The sequence below is a fragment of the Aminobacter carboxidus genome, from assembly GCF_014863355.1.
Classification (GTDB): Bacteria; Pseudomonadota; Alphaproteobacteria; order Rhizobiales; family Rhizobiaceae; genus Aminobacter; species Aminobacter carboxidus.
Genome location: NZ_JACZEP010000004.1, coordinates 131298 through 152396, shown reverse-complemented (window position 1 = coordinate 152396; position 21099 = coordinate 131298). Strand labels below are relative to the sequence as shown.

The 21099-nt window shown below is 63.7% G+C and carries 24 protein-coding genes; 4 read left to right on the top strand and 20 right to left on the bottom strand.

Annotated elements, in window-relative coordinates; all coding sequences use genetic code 11:
* The first annotated feature begins 134 nt into the window (after positions 1-134).
* Positions 135-899, top strand: a complete 765-nt coding sequence (locus IHE39_RS14995; protein ID WP_184772032.1) for a DeoR/GlpR family DNA-binding transcription regulator — start codon at positions 135-137, stop codon at positions 897-899.
* Positions 900-908: 9 nt separating this feature from the next.
* Here the strand turns inward: IHE39_RS14995 and IHE39_RS14990 are convergent, their stop codons facing one another.
* Both IHE39_RS14990 and IHE39_RS14985 read right to left on the bottom strand, forming a co-directional pair.
* Positions 909-2291: a sensor histidine kinase gene (locus IHE39_RS14990; RefSeq protein WP_192567032.1), complete on the bottom strand. Its 1383-nt coding sequence runs from the start codon at positions 2289-2291 to the stop codon at positions 909-911.
* Complete coding sequence (locus IHE39_RS14985) at positions 2288-2962, bottom strand: response regulator transcription factor (RefSeq protein WP_184772028.1); 675 nt, start codon at positions 2960-2962, stop codon at positions 2288-2290. The genes IHE39_RS14990 and IHE39_RS14985 overlap by 4 nt, the downstream gene beginning before the upstream one ends.
* A 308-nt stretch (positions 2963-3270) precedes the next feature.
* Between IHE39_RS14985 and IHE39_RS14980 the strand changes: the two genes are divergently transcribed.
* Both IHE39_RS14980 and IHE39_RS14975 read left to right on the top strand, forming a co-directional pair.
* A complete protein-coding gene (locus IHE39_RS14980; protein ID WP_246485498.1) occupies positions 3271-3771 on the top strand; it encodes a class I SAM-dependent methyltransferase in 501 nt (166 codons plus the stop codon).
* Positions 3768-4382, top strand: coding sequence for a DedA family protein (locus tag IHE39_RS14975; RefSeq protein ID WP_192567031.1), 615 nt, complete (start codon positions 3768-3770; stop codon positions 4380-4382). The genes IHE39_RS14980 and IHE39_RS14975 overlap by 4 nt, the downstream gene beginning before the upstream one ends.
* A 54-nt stretch (positions 4383-4436) precedes the next feature.
* Here IHE39_RS14975 and IHE39_RS14970 read toward each other — a convergent pair whose 3' ends face one another.
* The 15 genes from IHE39_RS14970 to IHE39_RS14900 form a co-directional block, all read right to left on the bottom strand.
* The gene (locus tag IHE39_RS14970; protein ID WP_192567030.1) at positions 4437-4754 is read right to left on the bottom strand and encodes a hypothetical protein; all 318 of its coding nucleotides are present in this window, start codon (positions 4752-4754) and stop codon (positions 4437-4439) included.
* 42 nt (positions 4755-4796) lie between these two features.
* Positions 4797-5159 (bottom strand): nuclear transport factor 2 family protein, encoded by a 363-nt coding sequence (locus tag IHE39_RS14965; RefSeq protein WP_192567029.1) that lies wholly within the window; start codon positions 5157-5159, stop codon positions 4797-4799.
* Between the two features lie 66 nt (positions 5160-5225).
* Positions 5226-5702 (bottom strand): carboxymuconolactone decarboxylase family protein, encoded by a 477-nt coding sequence (locus tag IHE39_RS14960; protein ID WP_192567028.1) that lies wholly within the window; start codon positions 5700-5702, stop codon positions 5226-5228.
* 105 nt (positions 5703-5807) lie between these two features.
* Complete coding sequence (locus IHE39_RS14955; RefSeq protein ID WP_192567027.1) at positions 5808-7373, bottom strand: alpha/beta fold hydrolase; 1566 nt, start codon at positions 7371-7373, stop codon at positions 5808-5810.
* An 87-nt stretch (positions 7374-7460) separates the two neighbouring features.
* A complete protein-coding gene (locus IHE39_RS14950) occupies positions 7461-7691 on the bottom strand; it encodes a formate dehydrogenase subunit delta (protein WP_246485497.1) in 231 nt (76 codons plus the stop codon).
* A gap of 10 nt (positions 7692-7701) precedes the next feature.
* Positions 7702-8529 (bottom strand): formate dehydrogenase accessory sulfurtransferase FdhD, encoded by an 828-nt coding sequence (gene fdhD / locus IHE39_RS14945; RefSeq protein WP_210327581.1) that lies wholly within the window; start codon positions 8527-8529, stop codon positions 7702-7704.
* Entirely contained in the window at positions 8529-8765 is a 237-nt protein-coding gene (locus tag IHE39_RS14940; RefSeq protein ID WP_192567025.1) for a hypothetical protein, read from the bottom strand. The genes fdhD and IHE39_RS14940 overlap by 1 nt, the downstream gene beginning before the upstream one ends.
* A 9-nt stretch (positions 8766-8774) precedes the next feature.
* Positions 8775-11654, bottom strand: a complete 2880-nt coding sequence (gene fdhF, locus IHE39_RS14935) for a formate dehydrogenase subunit alpha (RefSeq protein WP_192567024.1) — start codon at positions 11652-11654, stop codon at positions 8775-8777.
* 11 nt (positions 11655-11665) lie between these two features.
* Positions 11666-13222 carry a formate dehydrogenase beta subunit gene (locus tag IHE39_RS14930; protein ID WP_192567023.1) on the bottom strand — a complete coding sequence of 519 codons (1557 nt, stop codon included), beginning with the start codon at positions 13220-13222 and terminating at the stop codon, positions 11666-11668.
* Positions 13219-13698, bottom strand: a complete 480-nt coding sequence (locus IHE39_RS14925; RefSeq protein ID WP_184772008.1) for a formate dehydrogenase subunit gamma — start codon at positions 13696-13698, stop codon at positions 13219-13221. Before IHE39_RS14925 ends, IHE39_RS14930 begins: the two co-directional genes overlap by 4 nt.
* Positions 13699-13839: 141 nt before the next feature.
* The gene (locus tag IHE39_RS14920) at positions 13840-14739 is read right to left on the bottom strand and encodes a LysR family transcriptional regulator (RefSeq protein WP_184772006.1); all 900 of its coding nucleotides are present in this window, start codon (positions 14737-14739) and stop codon (positions 13840-13842) included.
* Positions 14740-14802: 63 nt separating this feature from the next.
* Entirely contained in the window at positions 14803-15180 is a 378-nt protein-coding gene (locus IHE39_RS14915) for a VOC family protein (protein ID WP_192567022.1), read from the bottom strand.
* Between the two features lie 108 nt (positions 15181-15288).
* Positions 15289-15840: an SRPBCC family protein gene (locus IHE39_RS14910; protein ID WP_192567021.1), complete on the bottom strand. Its 552-nt coding sequence runs from the start codon at positions 15838-15840 to the stop codon at positions 15289-15291.
* A 25-nt stretch (positions 15841-15865) separates the two neighbouring features.
* Positions 15866-16276, bottom strand: coding sequence for a DoxX family protein (locus tag IHE39_RS14905; RefSeq protein ID WP_184772000.1), 411 nt, complete (start codon positions 16274-16276; stop codon positions 15866-15868).
* 28 nt (positions 16277-16304) lie between these two features.
* Positions 16305-16928: a VOC family protein gene (locus IHE39_RS14900; RefSeq protein ID WP_312880926.1), complete on the bottom strand. Its 624-nt coding sequence runs from the start codon at positions 16926-16928 to the stop codon at positions 16305-16307.
* Between IHE39_RS14900 and IHE39_RS14895 the strand changes: the two genes are divergently transcribed.
* The gene (locus tag IHE39_RS14895; protein WP_192567020.1) at positions 16929-18098 is read left to right on the top strand and encodes an Mrp/NBP35 family ATP-binding protein; all 1170 of its coding nucleotides are present in this window, start codon (positions 16929-16931) and stop codon (positions 18096-18098) included.
* A gap of 224 nt (positions 18099-18322) precedes the next feature.
* Here IHE39_RS14895 and IHE39_RS14890 read toward each other — a convergent pair whose 3' ends face one another.
* The 3 genes from IHE39_RS14890 to pgi form a co-directional block, all read right to left on the bottom strand.
* Entirely contained in the window at positions 18323-18556 is a 234-nt protein-coding gene (locus IHE39_RS14890; RefSeq protein ID WP_192567019.1) for a GNAT family N-acetyltransferase, read from the bottom strand.
* 32 nt (positions 18557-18588) lie between these two features.
* Positions 18589-19296, bottom strand: a complete 708-nt coding sequence (locus tag IHE39_RS14885) for an HAD family hydrolase (protein WP_192567196.1) — start codon at positions 19294-19296, stop codon at positions 18589-18591.
* Positions 19297-19372: 76 nt separating this feature from the next.
* Positions 19373-21022, bottom strand: coding sequence for a glucose-6-phosphate isomerase (gene pgi / locus IHE39_RS14880; RefSeq protein WP_434781316.1), 1650 nt, complete (start codon positions 21020-21022; stop codon positions 19373-19375).
* Positions 21023-21099 lie beyond the last annotated feature (77 nt).

The following is a 21099-nucleotide window of genomic DNA, read 5'->3' as shown; positions in this document are numbered from 1 at the left end:
AACGCACGTTGTCAACGAGTGTTTGAGGTTTTATGTGTTTTTTTGACCGATGAATGTGGAAATTCGACGAAAGAACGGCCATCATATCATGAAAACAAGTCAAGCTACTGTACGTCGCCCAACAGGTCTGCAAGATGAACCACTCCAAGCGCCATAGCGAAATCCTGCGCCTGCTCGAAGATGAGGGCACGATCACCATCGCCGATCTCGCCGACAAGCTCGGCGTGTCGCTCGAAACCGTGCGGCGCGACGTCAAGCCGCTCGCCGACAATGGCTCGATCCTCAAGATGCATGGTGCCATCGGCCTGCCGTCGGTGGTGGGCGAAGCACCCTTTGAACGCCGCATGCGCGACAATGCCGACGCCAAGCGCGCCATCGCCAAGGCCGTCGCCGCCACCATCCATGATGGCGAGTCGGTCATGCTCGATACCGGCACCACCACCAGCTACCTTGCCCGGGAACTGCTCGGCCACCGCCGGCTGACCGTGGTGACCAATTCGTCCGACATCGCCCGCACGCTCGCCACGGTGAACGGCAACAAGGTCTACATGGCCGGCGGTGAATTGCGCAGCGACAGTGGTGCGGCCTTCGGCGTCTCGGCCATCGAGTTCGTCAGCCGTTTCGCCGTCACCCACGCGGTGATCTCAGCCGGTGCTGTCGACGCCGAAAACGGCGTCATGGACTACAACCTAGAGGAAGCCGAGTTCGCCCGCGTCGTGCTGGCGCGTGGCCAGCGCTCGGTCGTCGTCACCGACCACAGCAAGTTCGGCCGCAAGGGCCTGGTCCAGGTCTGCGGCTTCACCGCCTTCACCGAACTCGTCACCGACAGGCAGCCGTCCGAAGATCTTGCCCAGGCGCTCGGTGACGCCGGCGCGCAGCTCACCATCGCGGGGCGGTGAGACAGGGACTCACGCCTGCGCGAAGACCAGCCTGAAGCAGGCGCCCTTCCTGTCGCTGCCGGCGAGTTCGATCCGGCCACCATGGATCTGCATGATCTCATGCACGAGGTTGAGGCCAAGGCCAGCACCATGGCCGCGAGGGCGCAGGCGGTAGAACGGCTCGAAGATCTTCTCCCGCTCGGCCGCGGGCACGCCGTCACCTTCGTCGGAAACCTCGATCGTGGCCGGGCTGTTGACGCCGATGGTGATCCTGCCGGCGTTGCCGCCATGCTCGATGGCGTTCTGCACCAGATTGGTGATGGCGCGCTCGACGGCGGTGCGATCGCCATTGGCGAACAGCTCACCGCGCGCTGGCTCGAACGACATCTCGTAGCCGGCGGCAAAAGCCATCGGCGCGAGATCGACAACGACCCCGCGCGCCACCGCCACGAGGTCGAAGCGGGTGAACTGCTGTTTCTGTCGGCCGAGGCGTTGGATGTCGAGCAACTGGTCGGTCAGCGTCGACAGCCGCGCCGTGTCCTGCAGCAGCCGCGCCCGCTCGGGCGTCGCCGGCAGCGAGGTGATGCGGGTGTTGAGGATGGCGACCGGCGTTCGCAACTCATGCGCGGCGTCGATCAGGAAGCGTTTGTGCCGCTCATAACCTTTGTCGAGGCGGTCGAGCGCGCCGTTGACGGCCCTGACCAGTGGCGCGATCTCCGAAGGGATGCGCTCGACCGGCAGCCGCATGCCGCGCTCGTCGATGTCGATCTTCTCGGCCAGCGCGGCGGCCTGTCTCAGCCCCCGGAAGGCGCTGCGCACCACCAGAGGGATCACCAGCAGCGTCGCAACTGCCATCACCCCGCCGATCGGCAGGATGATTTCCATGATTATTTCCGGCGTCACGTCGAGCAGCGCAGATACCTTGAAACGGCCTTGCGCGCCGGTGAATATCTGGATCTTTCCAGCGCTGGTGTCATACCACATCACCGTCGCGGCCGGCAGCGTCGATCCCTTTTTCCAGACCAGCTTGGCGTTGTCGATATGATCGAGCGCCGCGGCCATACGGGTGAATTCGGGTGGAATCGTGCCCTCTTTCAACGAGTGCCCTTGCTCGTCGCGCAGCACGAACCAGAGGTCAGGCACTTCCTCGCGCAGTTCCGTCAAACGCGGCGTGCTCTTGAGCACAAGCTCGCCGGCATCGTCCCGGCGTACCACCTTGCGCAGCACGTCGACCGCCCGGCCCTCATAATTGTCCGGGATGACGCCGGTGACGATCAGGGCACCGAGGATCATGGCAATCAGCAGCGTCAGCAGGATCACTTGCAGGATCACCAGCCGCCATACCAGCCGCCATTTCAGCGAGATGGGGCGGAAGAAGCGCCCCCCCAGGCGGATGATTTTCTGAATGGTCATGAAATCTCGCGCAGGAGGTAGCCGACGCCGCGCACGCCGTTGATCTCGACCTTGGCGTCGGCCTCAGCCAGCTTGCGGCGCAGCCGCGACACATGCGTGTCGAGCGCATTGGACTGGATCTCGTCGTCGAGGCCGAACACCGCTTCCATCAGCGACGAACGTTGCACCATGCGGCCTGTCCGGCGCAACAGCGCCTCCAGCACCAGCAGTTCGCGGCGCGGCAGGGTCAGCGGCTCGCCGCGAACCAGAACCTCGCGATGGCCGAGGTCAAAGGCAAGGTCGCCGGCACGGATGACCTGCGTTTGCACATTGGCCGGCCGGCGCAGCAGGGCGCGCAGCCGTGCCAGCAGTTCCTCGAAGGCGAAAGGCTTGGCCAGGTAGTCGTCGGCGCCCATGTCGAGCCCGTCGACCTTGTCGGAGGTGTCGCTGCGTGCCGTCAGCACCAGCACCGGCGTTGCGTTGCCGCGGGCGCGAATCTTCGGCACCAGCGTCAGGCCGTCGCCGTCGGGCAACTGCCGGTCGAGCAGGATCGCGTCGTAGTTCTCGCTGGCGGCAAAGTCGCCGGCCTCCAGCAGCGATGCGGCGTGATCCACCACCATGTCGTATCGCCGCAACGCCGTCTTCAAAGCCGACGCCAGTTCTGGCTCGTCTTCCACAAGCAGTATGCGCATTTCATTCCTCGAAGCGCCCCTCGGTGCCGCCCGGCTATTCCCCCAACATTGCAGAAGCATTGCGCGATAGGACGGCAAATGGGGGCAGCCGCCAAAATGCCTGCTTCTGTGCCTTTGACGCAATGCATGTGTAATCCAGCGGCCTCAAACAGCTTTCGCTAAAGGCTGGCGACCGATTCGCCGCCCGACGATTTCGAAAGAGGTTCGCAATGGCCGCAAATGACACTTTATCCTTTCTCATGGCATGGGCCACCGCACCACTCAAGGTCGCGTCGATAGCGCCGTCCAGCTCCAGCCTGGCAACGCTGATGACCCAGGAGCTCGGGCCAGAGACCGGACCAGTCCTCGAACTTGGCGCCGGCACCGGGCCGTTCACCCGCGCCATGCTGGCGCGTGGCGTCAGGGAAAGCGACATGACGCTGATCGAGTTCAACAGCGATTTCGCCCATTTGCTCAGGTGCCGCTTCCCCAAGTCACGGGTGCTGGAGATGGATGCAGCCGACCTGCGTTACCGGCCGATCTATGACGGCCCGGTCGCTGGCGCGGCCGTCAGCGGCTTGCCGTTCCTGGCGATCCCGCCGCGCCAGACGCTCGCCATTCTCGAAGGCGTTTTCGCCAACCTCAGGCCCGAAGGGGCGATGTACCTATTCACATACGGCTTCCGGTGCCCTATTGATCAGCCGCTTCTCGACAGGCTCGATCTCGAAGTGACACGCATTGGCCATACCTTCCGCAACCTGCCGCCGGCGGCCGTCTATCGGATCACAAGGATGAAGCCGGCAAAGAGTTACGACTGGCGCTTTTCATGATTCCATCGTTCCTGGGCTTCGGTCTGCTTGGCGCGGCATGTCTTGCCTTCACCGAGAAGATCTCGCCTGTCCCGCCCTCGCACGTGCTGCTGTTGTTCCTCGGCATGACGGCGGCATCCGACGTGCCGATGCTTGTCGCGCTGATGTTTGCGACCACGCTCGGTTCGACACTGGGATCGATGATCTGGTACACCGGCGGCAACTGGCTGGGACCTGACCGCGCCGATGCAGCGGTCAGGCGCTTCGGCAAGTTCATCTTTCTCAAGCATGCGACCTATCTGAAGCTGACGCAGGCCTATCGCCGCAACAACTTCCGCGCTTCGCTGATCGCCCAGCTGGTGCCGGTCGCGCGGACCTATCTCGCGCTCGAGGCGGGGGTGCTCAGGCTGTCCTTCGTGCCCTTCGCGCTGGCCACGGTGACAGGCGCCTTCGTCTGGAACGCTGCTTTCCTGATCGGCGGCTATCTGATGCGCGACAGCAACCACGACCCGGTGACCATCGGCTTCCGCATCATCGCCATCGTCGTCGTCGCCGAGATCGTCTTTCTGCTGGCGCTGCGCCATAGCACCCGGGGGGCGAGCGACCATCCCCCGGGCGAAACGCATTCCTAGCTTAGGCTGACTCCTCGGTCTGCGGCGGCTGTTGCCCGCCGCAGACAGGATCGGCTAATCCTGGATCACCCGATAGAAGTTCCAGTAGGACGAGCCTGAGACCACGAAAGGCTCGAGTTTCTTTCCCCATTGGGCATGGGCGTCGACCTTGGAGAGCTTGGCGAACATCTCTTCGATCTGTGCCAGGCTTTCGACGTTGTGGTTGACCTCGATTGTGGCTTCCTTGGCGCCGATCGATCCGGTCAGGATCTGCATGGCCATCTTGTCGGTTCCGGCCTGCGGGCCGATTTCCCGCTCCCATTGGCGCAACAGATCGATGGCGCTCTGCTTGTGCCCGAAGCGGGCATCGATCTTCCATCGTGCGACGAACATGGCTTCCTCCCATCTGGCGGGCGACCATTCGCCCGCATCCGATCACTCGTCCCAGGCCTGCACGACGGTCTGCCGCGCGATTTTGCCATCCTTGAGTTCCAGCATGGCAGCGCAGAAGACCTTGGTGCCGTCGGGGTAGGCGCAGTCCTGCGAGAAGGCGAGGTTGTCGCCTTGCGCAATGGTCAGGTCGACGCGATGGCTCATCGCGCGGCTGCAGATGTCATCCCAGAATGTGGTGATCGCAGCCCGGCCGTGGATCTCGCGCGGCTTGCTGGGCGGGTTGTTGCGGTCGATGACGCGCACCAGCGCGTCGTCGGCGTAGAAGCTGGAAAGCATCGGCCCGTCGCGGCTTTCGATCGCCTTTTTGATCGAGGCACCGGTGACGGCTTCCTTGGTGGCAAGCATCTTATCCTCCTGTCGGCCGGCCTTTCGGCGGCGTTGTGTTGACGGTCCCAGCCGGGACCCGAAAAGCTATTGCGACTTCGCCTTGGCAGCGGCCATTGCCGTGTCGACCTCCTGCTTGAACTGCGGGTAGTCGACCTGCATGCCGTTCAGCACCGTCGACCAGTGGCGAACGATCGCCGCCATCGCCACCGCCTCGCGGATCTCTTCGTCCGTCGCGCCATTGGCCTTGGCCGCCGCAGTGTGGAAATAGATGCAGTAGTCGCATGGGATCTGGGCGGCGACGGCCAGGCCGACAAGTTCCTTGGTCTTGCCGTTCAGCGCGGTCTTGGGATTGAGCTGAACGCCCTTGAACTCGGCCCAGGCGCCTGAAATGCCCGACTCGGGAAACGCCTTGAAGAAGCTGGGCACCGAGCCGAGCGTCGCTTCGATGTCCTTGTAGGTTGCCTCGGCCGAGGCGCCTTCGGCGCCGGCGCTCGATGCGGCCAAGACGGCGAAACCGGCTGCCATCGCCAGCGTGGTGAGCATTCCACTTGCCTTTGTCATGTCTTCCTCCTTCGCAGTTTCGAGGCGCTGTTTCCGCCCTGCCTGCATCGGAAAACTGTAGTCCCCGGCGCCGCGTCGTCGCTTCGCCCGAAAAGGCCATTGGTCCTATGGCCCGTCCGGGCCAGTCTGCCGCACCGCGAATGCCGCCGCCGCCGCCCGCGAGGGCAGGTCGAGCTTGGTCAGTATATTGGCGACATGGCGCTTCACCGTGTGCTCACTGAGGCTGAGTTCGATGGCGATGGCGGCGTTGCTCTTGCCGTCGGCGATGAGTGCGACGACCTCGTTCTCGCGTGCCGTCAGTGCCGATGGCTCGACCGATGCAGGTGTCCGGCTGCGGCATGCCGGTTCGAGGTGCTGTTCCGACGTCGCCTCGACCAGCGCCAGCGGGCCGTCGAGGTCGTCCAGCGGCAGGTGGCCGGCGTCGACGAAATGCAGACCCGAACCGGTCGCGATTTCGGAGACAAGCCGCGACGCCAGGATGCTGCCGCGCCCGGCATGCTCGGCGATCTTGATGGCGACACGCACGGTCAGTCCCGATGGCGGGCCGCGTGCCTCGATCTCGCCGACATGCACGCCCTGGGCACTCGCAATGCCGATGCCTTGTGCTGCGTCGCGCAGTGCGGCCGCACATCTGATGGCGCGCGCCGGCCCGTCAAAGCGGGATACAACCACGTCGCCATACTGGTCGACGATGCGGCCGCCATGGCGGCCGACCAGCAGGCGTAGCGTTTCCTGGAAGCGCAGGCTGCGTTCGCTCCACATCCGGTCGCCGAGTCGCGCCGTGTCCGAGACACGCGTCACCAGCAGTGCGGCCAGAACCCGCTCGGTGTCAGGCGGCGCATGTGTGCCGGTCAGGAACTCCTCGATCAGGTCGGCGACACGGTTGACGTCGCCGGTCCAGATGGGATGGTCGCGCCCGCTGATCTCGGCGAGCCGTGCGTCTGGAATTTTCCGCGCCAGGTAGCGGCTGGCGTCGGGGGCGACCCGCACATCGTTGCGACGGTGGATCAGCAGCGTCGGCGCGCGGATGCTGCCCAGCACGCCGCGCACGTCGATTTCGGCGTTCATCCGCGCCAGTGCCGCCGCCGCCGTAGGGCTCGCCGACAGACGCTCGAAGCGTGCCCACCAGGTGGCGAACCTGATATCGTCGAGGCGTCCTGGCGCAAAGTTCTGCAGCGTGGCACCAGTGCCCCAGCATGTCTCGGCCGCGTCGATGAAGCCCTGCAGCCGTGCCGGGTCCATCACCCATTTGTGGAAATGGGCGTAGCCGGCATAAAGCACCAGCGAGCGTGTCCGTTCGGGATAGGTGGCGGCAAACAGTATCGCCATCGGCGCACCCTCGGAGGCCCCGAGGATCGCCGCGCGGCTGGATCCGGCCGCATCCATCACCGCGCGCACGTCGTCCATGCGCGTTTCGAGGCTTGGCAGGGCGTTCGTGTCGACGCGGTCGGAAAGCCCGGTACCGCGCTTGTCGAACAGGATCAGGCGGGAGAATGTGGAGAGGCGCGACAGCAGCCGGCTGTAGCCTTCGTCTTCCCAGTGCAGATCGAGATTGGAGATGAAGCCGGGAACGAAGACGAGGTCGAACGGACCCTGGCCAACCACCTGATAGGCGATCCGGACGTCACCGCTGCGCGCATATCGAGTAGCGATCGGCCTTGGCACAGCCATTCCGCCTGCGAATTTGCATCAGGAGTGGCTAACATAACAGGTTTCAGGCTGGAAGGTGAGGGCCTCGCCCATCCCCGCTCCTGCCTTTCAGGCGGCGTCCTGCCTGGGGCGGCGGATCGTTGCGGCCGCTTCGATCACCAGCGGCTTCATGCCCTTGCCGCCTTCATCGAACATCTCGAAGAACTGGCGCCGCATGCGCGGATCCCAGAAATCGTTGATGTGCTTGGCAACACCCGCCACGCCCTCGTCATGCGGCTTGGTTTCGAAGAAGGTCGCGATCTGGTTCGCCATGTAGACGAGCTTTTCCTTCGTCCCCATCCTGTGCTCTTCATGCGACATTTTTGGCGGCTCCGGTACTGACGCGGTCTGGATGGGTGAAGATGTCGAAATCGTCGCCACGCACGAGCGCAATCAGCGTCATGCCGGCCTGTTCGGCGGTACGGATGGCCAATGCGGTCGGCGCCGACACGGCAATGATGAAGGGCGCGCCGATGGCCGCCGTCTTCTGGACCATTTCCACCGATACGCGGCTGGTCACCACCACGGCGCCCGAACCACCGTCGATGTGGGCCTTGTCGAGCGCGCCGGCGAGCTTGTCGAGCGCGTTGTGGCGGCCGACATCCTCGCGCGCCGCGACAATGCCCTTGCCTGGCACATAGAAGCCGGCGGCGTGTACCGCGCCGGTCTCAGCATGCAGCGGCTGGACCTTGGACAAGAGTTTCACCGCCTGGACAATGTCATCGGCCAAAAGCCCAAGCTTCGGCTGGTGTACGTCGTCGACCGAACGCATCGCTTCCTCGATGGATTCGATGCCGCAGAGGCCACAACCGACAGGGCCGGCGAGGCGGCGGCGGCGCTGCTCGAAGCGCTTGTTGGCCTTGTCCTTGAGCCTGATCTGGATGTCGATGCCGGCCTCGACGTCAAGCACCTCGATCGACTCGATCTCTTCGACCGAGCCGATGATGCCTTCGGTCAGCGAAAAGCCGAGCGCGAAATCCTCGAAGTCGGCCGGGCTTGCCATCATCACCGCATGGGTGGTGCCGCCATAAGACAGCGCGATCGGCGTCTCCTCCGGCACCATGCGATTGGCCACCGTCGTGCCGCTCGCTCGGCGGGCGAGACGGCTGGTCTGAGTGACGGCGGGGCGGTCGGTCATCACGTCATCCACGCCGGTTTCAGTTCGGGAAATTCTTTAGCAATGGCCACGAATCTATCGTAGTGGCCGTACCCCATTATTTCCCCAACCATCAAGCGCAGCTTGGCGAAGTCCTCATCTGCAACAGTTCCTTGAACATCAAGAAGGAACTGGTCCAGTTCGGCGCCTTGCTTCTCGCAGATGCGAAGGAGCCTTTCATAGGCATCCTTCTTGGTCGTTGTTGCCAAGGCGGACATAGCCGGTTCTTACTCCGCGGCTTCCAGATGGCCGGCAATGCGGCGGCTCTGCTGCGCCTGCTCGTTATAGCCCTTCTGCCACTCCGACGGCCCGTTGGAGGCGCCGACCTGGACCGCCGTCACCTTGTACTCCGGACAGTTGGTTGCCCAGTCCGAGAAGTCGGTGGTGATGACGTTGGCCTGCGTGTCGGGGTGGTGGAAGGTCGTGTAGACGACGCCCGGCGACACCCTGTCGGTGATCTGTGCCCTGAGCGTCGTTTCGCCGGCCCGGCTTTGCAGCCGCACCCAATCGCCATCGCGCAGGCCGCGATTTTCGGCATCGTGCGGGTGGATTTCCAGCAAGTCCTCGGCATGCCAGGCGACGTTTTCGGTGCGCCTGGTCTGCGCGCCGACATTGTACTGGCTGAGGATGCGCCCGGTGGTCAAAAGCAGCGGGAAGCGCGGGCCGGTCTTTTCGTCGGTCGCGACATACTCGGTGCGGATGAACTTGCCCTTGCCGCGGACGAAGCCGTCGATGTGCATGATCGGCGTGCCTTCCGGCGCCTTTTCGTTGCACGGCCACTGCACCGAGCCCATCTTCTCCAGGAATTCATAGGAGACGTTGGCGAAGCTCGGCGTCGTCTTGGCGACCTCGTCCATGATCTCGGACGGGTGCTTGTAGTTCCAGTTCAGGCCCATCGCCTGGGCGAGGCGCTGCGTCACTTCCCAGTCGGCGAGGCCGTTCTTCGGTGCCATCACCTTGCGCACACGGTTGATGCGGCGCTCGGCGTTGGTGAAGGTGCCGTCCTTTTCGAGGAAGGTCGAGCCAGGCAGGAAGACGTGGGCGTAATTGGCGGTCTCGTTGAGGAACAGGTCCTGAACGACGACGCATTCCATGGCTTCCAGGCCGGCAGACACGTGCTTGGTGTCGGGGTCCGACTGCAGGATGTCTTCGCCCTGGATGTAGATGCCCTTGAAAGTACCGTCGACGGCGGCATCCAGCATGTTGGGAATGCGCAGGCCCGGCTCGTTGTCGAGCTTGACGCCCCACAGGCTGTCATAGATGTCGCGCACGGCGTCGCCCGAAATGTGGCGGTAGCCCGGCAGTTCGTGCGGGAACGAGCCCATGTCGCAGGCGCCCTGGACGTTGTTCTGGCCGCGCAGCGGGTTCACGCCGACGCCCTTGCGGCCGATATTGCCGGTCAGCATGGCGAGGTTGGCGATGCCGATGACGGTCGTCGAACCCTGGCTGTGCTCGGTAACGCCGAGGCCGTAATAGATCGCGCCATTGCCGCCGGTTGCGTAGAGGCGCGCGGCACCACGGATGGTCTCAGCCGGAACGCCCGACAGCTTTTCGACTTCCTCGGGGCTGTGGCGCGGGTCCGAGACGAACTCGGCATAATCCTGGAATTCCGACCAGTCGCAGCGTTCGCGGATGAACTTCTCGTCGAACAGGCCTTCGGTGACGACGACATGCGCGATTGCGGTAACCACGGCGACGTTCGTGCCCGGCTTCAGCGCAAGGTGGTGCTCAGCCTCGATATGGGCCGACTTCACCATCTCGGTGCGGCGCGGATCGATGACGATCAGCTTGGCGCCGGCGCGCAGGCGCTTCTTCAGGCGCGAAGCGAACACCGGGTGAGCCGATGCCGGGTTGGCGCCGATGATCAGCGCGACGTCGGTGTCTTCGACCGAGTCGAAGTCCTGGGTGCCGGCCGACGTACCGTAGGTCTGGCCGAGGCCGTAGCCAGTCGGCGAGTGGCAGACGCGGGCACAAGTGTCGACGTTGTTGTTGCCGAAGCCCTGGCGGATCAGCTTCTGGACGAGGAAGGTTTCCTCATTGGTGCAGCGCGAGGAGGTGATGCCGCCGATGGCGCCGCGGCCATACTGGTATTGGATGCGGCGGAATTCCTTGGCCGTATGCGTCAGCGCCTCTTCCCATGACACTTCGCGCCACGGATCGGTGATCTTCTCGCGGATCATCGGGTTGAGGATGCGTTCCTTGTGCGTGGCATAACCATAGGCGAAGCGGCCCTTGACGCAGGAGTGGCCACGATTGGCCTTGCCGTCCTTCCACGGCACCATGCGCACCAGCTCGTCGCCGCGCATCTCCGCCTTGAACGAGCAGCCGACGCCGCAATAGGCGCAGGTGGTGACGACGGAGTGTTCGGGCTGGCCGATCTCGATCACCGACTTTTCCGTCAGCGTCGCCGTCGGGCAGGCCTGCACGCAGGCGCCGCAGGACACGCACTCGCTGTCGAGGAACAGTTCATGCGCACCGGGCGAAACACGGCTGCCGAAGCCGCGGCCTTCGATGGTCAGTGCAAACGTGCCCTGCACCTCTTCGCAGGCCCGCACGCAGCGCGAGCAGACGATGCACTTGGACGGATCGTAGGTGAAGTACGGATTGGACTCGTCCTTGGCCATCCACTTGAAGTTTTCGACGCCGTCATTCTTGGCGCGAACGTGGTTGTCGCCTTCATAGCCGTAGCGCACGTCGCGCAGGCCGACAGCACCCGCCATGTCCTGCAGTTCGCAGTCGCCGTTGGCGGCACAGGTCAGGCAGTCGAGCGGGTGATCGGAGATGTAGAGCTCCATCACGCCCTTGCGGATGTCCTTGAGACGGCCAGTCTGGGTGTGGACCACCATCCCGGGCATGACAGGCGTCGTGCAGGACGACGGCGTGCCGTTGCGGCCCTCGATCTCGACCAGGCAAAGCCGGCACGAGCCGAAGGCGTCGACCATGTCGGTGGCGCAGAGTTTCGGAATGGCAATGCCCGCTTCCATCGAGGCGCGCATGATCGAGGTGCCTTCCGGCACTGTGACCTCGAAGCCGTCGACGGTCAGCGTGATCTGCTTTTCAGACTTGGAGGCGGGAGTGCCAAAATCGATTTCGTGGATGAGACCCATGATCTCGTCTCCTATTCCGCTGCCTGGGCGACCGCTGCCGGCCGGAAATCTTCGGGGAAATGGTTGATGGCGCTCATCACGGGGTAGGGCGTGAAGCCACCCAGTGCGCACAGCGAACCAAACTTCATCGTGTTGCAGAGGTCGGTCACCAGCGCGAGCTGCTTTTCCGGCTCGATGTTCTGCTTGAGCTTGTCGAGCGTCTCGACGCCGCGCGTCGAGCCGATGCGGCAGGGCGTGCACTTGCCGCAGCTTTCGATGGCGCAGAATTCCATGGCAAAGCGTGCCTGCTTCAGCATGTCGGCGCTGTCGTCGAACACGGTGATGCCGGCATGGCCGATCAGGCCGTCGCGCTTGGCGAATTCCTCGTAGTCGAACGGCGTGTCGAACAGTGCGCGCGGGAAATAGGCGCCGAGCGGGCCGCCGACCTGCACTGCCTTGACCGGGCGGCCGGTTGCGGTGCCGCCGCCGATCTCGTCGACGATCTCGCCCAGCGTCAGGCCGAAAGCCACTTCAAACAGGCCGCCATGCTTGACGTTGCCGGCGATCTGGATCGGGATGGTGCCGCGCGAGCGGCCCATGCCGAAGTCCTTGTAGTATTGGGCGCCCTTGTCCATGACGATTGGCACGGAGGCGAGCGAGATGACGTTGTTGATGACTGTCGGCTTGCCGAACAGGCCCTGGATCGCCGGCAGCGGCGGCTTGGCGCGAACCACGCCGCGCTTGCCCTCGAGGCTGTTGAGCAGCGAGGTCTCTTCGCCGCAGACATAGGCGCCGGCACCCGAGCGAATCTCGATGTCGAAGCCTTGGGAGGATCCGAGAACGCTCTTGCCGAGCACGCCGGCGCGGCGCGCCACCTTGACCGCCTTTTCCATCGCAACGATAGCGTGCGGATACTCCGAGCGGATGTAGACGTAGCCCTTGGTCGCGTGTGTCGCGAGGCCGGCAATCGCCATGCCTTCGATCAGAACGAACGGGTCGCCTTCCATGATCATGCGGTCGGCAAAGGTTGCCGAGTCGCCCTCGTCGGCGTTGCAAACGATGTATTTCTGCTCGCCGGGCGTATCGAGGACGGTCTTCCACTTGATGCCGGTCGGGAAGCCTGCGCCGCCGCGGCCGCGCAGTCCGGACTCGGTCACCTGCTTGACGATGTCGGCGGGCGCCATGGCAACCGCCTTGCGCAGGCCAACGAGGCCGCCATGCGCTTCGTAGTCTTCCAGCGAAATCGGGTCGGTGATGCCGCAACGGGCAAAGGTCAGGCGCGTCTGCTTGGCGATGAAGGGCAGTTTTTCCGGATCGCCGAGCGACAGCTTGTGCTGGCCGCCACTGGCGAGGCCGGCGTCGAAAAGCGAGGCGACGTCCTTGGCGGACACCGGGCCGTAAGCGACGCGGCCAGCTTCGGTTGCAACTTCAACCATCGGCTCGAGCCAGTACAGGCCACGCGAGCCATTGCGCACGATCTTGGCGTCGATGCCGCGCGCCGCGATCTCTGTTTCGACCGCCTTGGCGACCTTTTCGGCGCCGAGCGACAGCGAACCCGAATCGCCAGGAATGTAGATCGTCACGCTCATGAGCGGATCTCCTCGGCGATTTCATCGATCTTGTCGGCGTCGAGCCGGCCGATCACTTCGCCGTCGAGCATCGCGGCGGGCGCGCAGGCGCACAGGCCGAGGCAGTAGATCGGCTCCAGCGTGACTGCGCCATCCTTGCTGGTCTCGTGGAAGCCGATGCCGAACTTCTGCTTGATCTGGGCGGCGATCGCATCGCTGCCCATCGACTGGCAGGCCTCGGCCTGGCAGACCTTGAGCACGTGCCGGCCGGCCGGGTGATGGCGGAAATCGTGGTAGAAGGTGAAGACGCCGTGCACTTCGGCGCGCGACAGGTTCAGCGCTTCGGCGATGATCGGCAGCGTTTCCTGCGGAACGTAGCCAAACTCCTCCTGGACGCCATGAAGGATCGGGATCAGCGGACCCTCGAGGCTCTTCAATTCGCTGATCACCGCAGCGGTTCGCTGGGCGAGTTCGGTACTTGCTGGCTGCATGACCACGCAGCGCCCTCCCTGACACTGGCGCCTGACTTGGGCGCTATATCCCTATTGAACCCGATCTTTGGGGCCGGAATCAATAAAGCTGTTTCGTCACATGATAAAAATTTTCTATCGAGTGGACGAAAGCAGGGGCATCATAGCTCACGCCTTGCGACGGAAATCGCCTGCCAGCGTCATGGCTTCGTCAAGCAGCGCCTGCACCAGCGTGGTGTTGGGGTCACGCCGCGCCACGACCAGCCCGACGGTGTGGCTGGCATCCGGTTCGACGATAGGAATAGCCCTGATCGGTTCGGCAAAACCGAACGTTTCCGCCAGGTTGAGCGGCATGATCGACGACCATTTGCCGGTCCTGATGTGTGAAAACAGCACGATCATCGAGTTCGATTCGAGTGTCGGCCGCACCTGAACGCCGGCGTCGGCGAGATGCTGGTCGATGATGCGGCGGTTCTGCATGTCGGGGGTCAAAAGGCACAGCGGCAGCGTGCTCACCTCTTCCCACGTCACCTTGTCGCGATCGGAATATTCGTTGCCCACCGCCGTGATCAGCTGGTAGCGCTCGGCATAAAGCGGCACGCTGGTCACCCGGCCGAGCGGCTCGTTGTCGAGATAGGTGATTCCCGCGTCGATCTCGAAATTGCCGAGCAGCGACAAAACCTCGATCGAGGTGCGCGACAGGATCGAGAAGGTGACGCCGGGATGTTTTTCGCGGAACGGAGTCGTCAGCCTAGGCACCATCGCAAGCGCTGTCGGGATGGCTGCGATGCGGATACGCCCGGAAAGACCGTGGCGGGCGGCGCGCATTTCCTCGCGCATGGCCCGGGTGTCGCCAACGATGCGCCGTGCCCAGTCCAGCACCTGGCGCCCCTCTGGCGTCAGGCCTTGGAAGCGCGAGCCGCGCTGCACCAGCATCACGCCGAGGATGTCCTCGAGCTGCTTGATGCCGGCGGACAGCGTCGGCTGGGTGACGCCGCATTCCTCGGCGGCGCGTCCGAAATGTTGCTCTCTTGCGAGTGCGATGAAGAACTCAAGCTTGTCGATCATGCCCGAAGGCTATCCGGCGCCGGCCGGATTAGCCAGTCTTCACAAGGGACTACCGTATCAAAATCATTGGTTGATCAGGTTGAGGATGTTGCCGTCGGGATCCTTGAACCAGGCGACCCTGAGGTCGCCGAATACATGGACGTCGCCTTCGAGCCTGACATCGGGCATGTCGTAGTGCTCGAATGTCACGCCTTTCGCCCTCAACTCCTCGACCAGCCTGTCGATCTTGCCGCCAACGGCCCAGGTGACTGCTGTCGCCTTGTTGGTCCCGGCATATTCCGAGCGGTAGACGTTGATCACGGTGTCGCCGCTCTTCAGCACCGACACGTCCTCGTCCATATGGTCGACCTCCTTGAGGCCGAGCGTGCGCTCGTAGAAGGTCTTGGCGCGTCCGAGATCCTTGACGGCGAGATTGGCAACGGCATTGATTTGACCAAGCATGTCAGTCTCCTCTGTGTTTGCCCCCACATTCGGATGAAGCCAGGTATTGAGGTGAAGATAGTGCCGCCCCAGCGGGGCGACAGGTCTTGCTACGTCAGGTCAGCCTTTTCACGAGCCGGCAAGGCGCTTGCGTTCGGCGATTGCCTTGATGCTGGCGAGGCCCTTTTCGAAGTCCTTGCCGACCATCTTGTCGAAGTTCATGAACACCTGCATCACCTTGGACATGAACGGCGACGGACCGGTCATTGCCCAGTTCAGACGCGTTTTTGTGCCCTGCGGCTCGATGGTGAAGCGAGCCACATTGTGCGCTTCGAACGGCTTCAGGAAGTCGAGCTTGATGGCCACCTTGTTCGGTGCCGCAGCTTCGGTGATCTCCATCCGGCCGCTGCCGACCTTCTTGTTGCCTTCCCATTCGTAGACAGCGCCCCGGCCGGACTCCGCGCCGCTCATCTTGCGCTTGAGGTCGGGGTCGAGCGCTTCCCACGGCGACCAGTCGCGCCAGTTGTGGAAGTCGTTGATCAGCGGAAAGATGGCGTCCGGCGCGGCATCGATGTCGGTTGTGCGCTGGATGGTGAAGGTGGCGGGCTTGGTGGCCGCGATGGCCAGGATCACGAGAATCGCAAGCACGGCCAGTGCGAGGATGATGACGAGGATCTGCATTGTCGTTTCCTTGGATGTGGCTTGATCAGCGGCTAAACGGGATCAGCGCCCGCAGACGCGGATCGCGCAGATAAAGCCCGCCCCAGGCCATCAGGCCGAGATAGACGCCGAACAAGGTGTGCGAAAACAGCGGGTTGCCGATGCGCAGGTGGATGGCGATCGCGCCGCCGAGATAGCCGGTCAGCAGGATCGCGCCGAGGATCGCCGTCCGCGGCCAAGCATAGAGTACGGTGCACACGAGCGTCAGCACGCCGAGCGTCCGGGCCAGTTCGGGCGGAAAGCCAAGTGCGGCGGTGGTGTCGATCACCACCTGCAGCGGCACGAGCTTGATCACCGCGTCAAAGACCAGGAACGCGATCAGGGCGCCGCTCAACACGCGGCCGGTCCACAGTGCCGGGTTCGAGATTGCAGGAGTTTCAATGGCTGAATGCGTCATGCTTTCCTCGTAAATTCGCTTGTGCTGTCTATTCGCCGGCGTTGCCGCTGCTGATCATCCACGGCGTGCCGAACGTGTCTTTCACCATGCCGAAACCCTTGGCCCAGAAGGTCGGGCTGAAAGGCATGTTGATGGTGCCGCCATCGGCAAGTGCCGCAAAAATGCGTTCGGCCCTGGCCAGATCGTCAATATCGACCGACACCGAAAATCCCGACATTTCCGTCCGGTACTGCGGTGGTGAATCCGAGGCCATAATCGACTGGTCGCCGATGACGAGCTGGGCATTGATGATCTTGTCCTGCCATTCCTCGGAGACGTCCTTGCTGGCTGGCGTTTCACGGTGAGTAAGCATGCCGACGATTTCGCCATCGAATACTTTGGCATAGAACTCGAAAGCTTCGCGGCAGTTTCCGTTGAAGAAGAGATAATTGACGATTTTCATCGCTGCTCTCCAGATGATTGCGCTTCTATGCCCCAAGGACGGTGCAGACGGTGCCGATCCTACATGGGGTCGAAAATTTCTTTTGCCGCGAAAACAGGACGTGATCGGCTGGATCGCCCACAGGGCGAAGATCACTGCCATTTCGGGTAGCTTGGTTCTTGCGGCAAACTGCATTATCTGACGTGCAACATGTAGCAGCAGGTTCGACACATGACAGTCACCAAGGAAATCGTTGTGGATCGTCTCAAGACGGTCAACGGCCCGGATTTCTCAGGCAACATCGTCGATCTCGGATTGGTCTCCGATATCTTCATTGCCGACGGCAAGGTGTTCTTCTCGATCACCGTTCCGGCCGCGCGCGCCCAGGAGATGGAGCCGCTGCGGGCCGCAGCCGAACGCGTCGTCAAGGCAATCCCCGGCGTCAACGGCGCCGTCGTGGCCCTGACCGCGGAGAAGAAGGGCGGCGGCATGGAAGCGCCGGTGCCGGCAAAGCCCGCAGCACCGCGTCCAGCACCAGCTCCGGCTGCGCGTCCCGCCCAGCACGCGCCAGCCTCGCAGTCGCAGGGTAAGCGCGGTGTGCCCGGCATCGCCTCGATCATCGCGGTCGCCTCAGGCAAGGGCGGCGTCGGCAAGTCGACGACTGCGGTCAACATCGCGCTCGGCCTCGCCGCCAACGGCCTCAAGGTCGGCGTGCTCGACGCTGACATCTATGGCCCCTCGATGCCCAAGCTTCTTGGCATCCATGGCCGCCCGGAAACTGTCGACGGCAAGATCCTCAAGCCGATGCAGAACTACGGCCTCAAGGTCATGTCGATGGGCTTCCTCGTCGACGAGGAAACGCCGATGATCTGGCGCGGCCCGATGGTCATGTCGGCGCTGACCCAGATGCTGCGCGAGGTCGAATGGGGTCCGCTCGACGTGCTCGTCGTCGACATGCCCCCAGGTACCGGCGACGCTCAGCTGACCATGGCCCAGCAGGTGCCGCTGGCAGGTGCGGTCATCGTCTCGACACCGCAGGACCTGGCCTTGATCGACGCCCGCAAGGGCTTGAACATGTTTAAGAAGGTCGACGTGCCGCTGCTCGGCATTGTCGAGAACATGAGCTACTTCATCGCCCCGGATACCGGCACGCGCTACGACATCTTTGGCCATGGCGGCGCGCGCAAGGAAGCCGAGCGCCTCGGCGTCACCTTCCTCGGTGAAGTGCCGCTGGAAATGGGCATCCGCGAAAGCTCCGATGCCGGCACGCCGGTGACGGTATCGAAACCGGAGGGGGCTGAAGCCAAAATCTATCGTGACATCGCGACCAAGGTCTGGGAGCGACTGCAGGAAGAAAAGGGCGCCGCCGAAGCGGCAACGCCGACGATCGTGTTCGAGTAGAGGCTTCGGGGTTGGAAGGTTCGTGAGGCCTAGTTTCATTCCTTCCCACGCCTCTCTGTCCCGGACATCTCCCCGCAAGGGAGGAGCTCGGCAGCTCGGACGCCACAGCAAGTCCTGCAACGCTGGCGATTGGCGAAAGTCGCTATGACGTCTGATCTCCCCCTTGCGGGGGAGATTTCCGGCAGGGCAGAGGGGGTGGGAAGGATCGCTACGCGTCTTCCGGCTCAGCTTTCTCTCACCGGCAGCCGTCTCATCTCAAATCCGGTTTTGGTCGTCTGGAACCCCGCGCTGCGGTAGAATCCCAGCGTTGCCGGGTCCTTCGAGTGCGAGAACCGTTCCCAGATTTCTTCCGCATGTCCGGTGCTGACCGGTTCGTCAGGCACCAGATGGCGGTAGAGCTGCACCAGTTCGGGCAGGTCCGCGCGGTGCGCCCGGCGGATGGTCAGTTCTGCGGCCATCGGTGTCTCTTGCGTGGAGTGGGGCGAGCCGGTCAGGCCTTGCCGGCTAGGTAGGCTGGCAGATCGGCGATCGAATCGAGCACAACGTCTGCCATCGGCGTCAGCGATTCCCGCGTGCCGGTGCCCGACAGCACAGCGATTGCCAGCGCGCCGCCGGCTTTTGCCATTTCGAGGTCGTGGCGGTTGTCGCCGACCATCGCGATCTCCGACGGCTTCAAGCCGGTCAGGTCGGAAAAGGCGTGGATCGCATCCGGCGCCGGCTTGGGGTTGGCGACCGCGTCGTAGCCATAGGCGGCGTCGAACATCTGGGCGACGCCCAGCGACAGCAGCGTCTTTTCCGCACCGCCGGTCGAATCGTTGGTGGCGACGCCGAGCCGGAAGCCGGCGCTGTGCAGGCTTGCCAGCGCGTCCTTGCTGCCGGGCAGGGCCACGGCCTTGGCCGCACCTTCCTCCGCCGTCACCTCGTCGAAATGCCTGACCATCGCCGCCCGCTCAGCGGTGCTGGCTGCGGGATACCAGAGATCGACGATGTCGGCGTTGGTGCCGGCTGCAAACACCGAATCGGCCTTGAAACAATGGGCGGTGAAATCGTAGCCAGCGGCTTCCATCAGTGCGGTCGCCCGCGTCTTGTCACCGTCCGCCGCCTTCAGCGCCATCATTTCGCCGATGGCGAACCATGTCGCCTGGAAATCGACAAGGGTTCCGTCCTTGTCGAAAAGTATGCCCTTGATGCCCCGCAAATCACTCACTCCTCCGACCTTGCGCACCGGCGGGAGGCCGGATGCGCAGGTGCAATGCCAGCGGCGCCGTTCGCAGCTACTGCTCGCGCGGCGCTCTGAGGCGGTGGATATGCTCCACGAGGCCGGCTGTCGAGGAGTCATGACGCGCGGCATTTTCTCGTCCATCCACGACAGGCAGTAGCCCGGTGGCAAGTTCCTTGCCGAGTTCCACGCCCCATTGATCGAAGGCGTTGATGCCAAACAGCTGCGCCTCGACGAAGACGCGGTGCTCATAGAGCGCGATCAGCCGGCCGAGCATGTGCGGGTCGAGCTTGCGGTAGAGCAGCGTCACCGACGGGCGATTGCCCGAGAAGACGCGGTGCGGCGCGATCTTGTCGACCTCTTCGGATTTGATGCCCTTGGTCAGCATCTGCCGCCGCGCTTCCTCGAGCGTGCGGCCCTTCATCAGCGCTTCCGACTGTGCCAGGCAATTGGCGAGCAGCAGGTCGTGATGCTCCTTGAGGTCGGGCTCATGGCCTTCGGCCGCCGCCAGGAACTCGACCGGAATGAAATCGGTGCCCTGGTGCAGCAGTTGGAAGAAGGCGTGCTGGCCGTTGGTGCCGGGTTCGCCCCACACCAGCGGGCCCGTCGGCGTCACCACGCCGCCGCCCGAAATCGTCACGCTCTTGCCGTTCGATTCCATGTCGAGCTGCTGCAGATAGGCCGGCAGGCGCGACAGGCGCTGGTCGTAGGGGATGACGGCACGGGCTGGATAGTTGCACACCACCCGGTGCCAGAAGCCGACGAGGCCCATCAGCACAGGAATGTTCTTGAGCAGCGGTGCGGTGGCGAAATGCCGGTCCATGGCGTGCGCGCCAGCCAGGAACGCGCGGAAATCCTTCGGCCCGATGGCGATCATGATCGGCAAGCCGATCGCCGACCACAAGGAGTAGCGGCCGCCGACCCAGTCCCAGAAACCGAACACACGTGACGGCTCGATGCCGAAGGCGGCCACCTTGTCGAGGGCCGTCGACACGGCGGCGAAGTGATGGCCCACCGCCTTGGGGCCGAGCTTCTCCTCGACCCAGCGCCGCGCGGTGGCGGCGTTGGTCATGGTTTCGACCGTGGTGAAGGTCTTCGACGCGATGATGAACAGCGTTGTGCCTGCGTCGAGGCCTTTCAGAGTGTCGTGGATATGGGCGCCGTCGATATTGGAGACGAAATGCGCGCGCGGCCCGTCGTGATAGGGCGCCAGCGCCAGCGTTGCCATGGCCGGGCCAAGGTCGGAACCGCCAATGCCGATATTGACGATGTCGGTGATCTTCTTGCCGGTGGCGCCCGCGGCCTTGCCCGAGCGAACGTCGTCGGCGAAGGCCGACATGGCATCGAGCACGGCATGAATGTCAGTCGTCACGTCGTGCCCGTCCAGCATCACCGGCTCGCCGCGCGGGTTGCGCAGCGCCGTGTGCAGCACCGCCCGGTCCTCGGTGAGGTTGATACGCGCACCGGCAAACATTGACGCACGCCTGCCTTCGAGATCGACCGCCTGCGCCAGCTTCTCCAGCAGCGCCATGGTCTCGGCGTTGACGGCGCATTTCGACCAATCGAGCAAAAGGTCATCATCGGAGGCGGAAAAATGCTGGAACCGCTTCGGGTCGGAGGCGAACGCCGCCCGCAAGTTCTTCGGCGCGTCCTCGTGGTGGTTGCGAAGCGCGGCCAGCGCCGCCTTGAAAGGTTGGTCGATCACCTTGGAACTCCGGAATTTTGCTCTGCCCGCATCGCCTGCAAAGTCATCCTAGCAGACCTACGGACTCATTGAGAGGC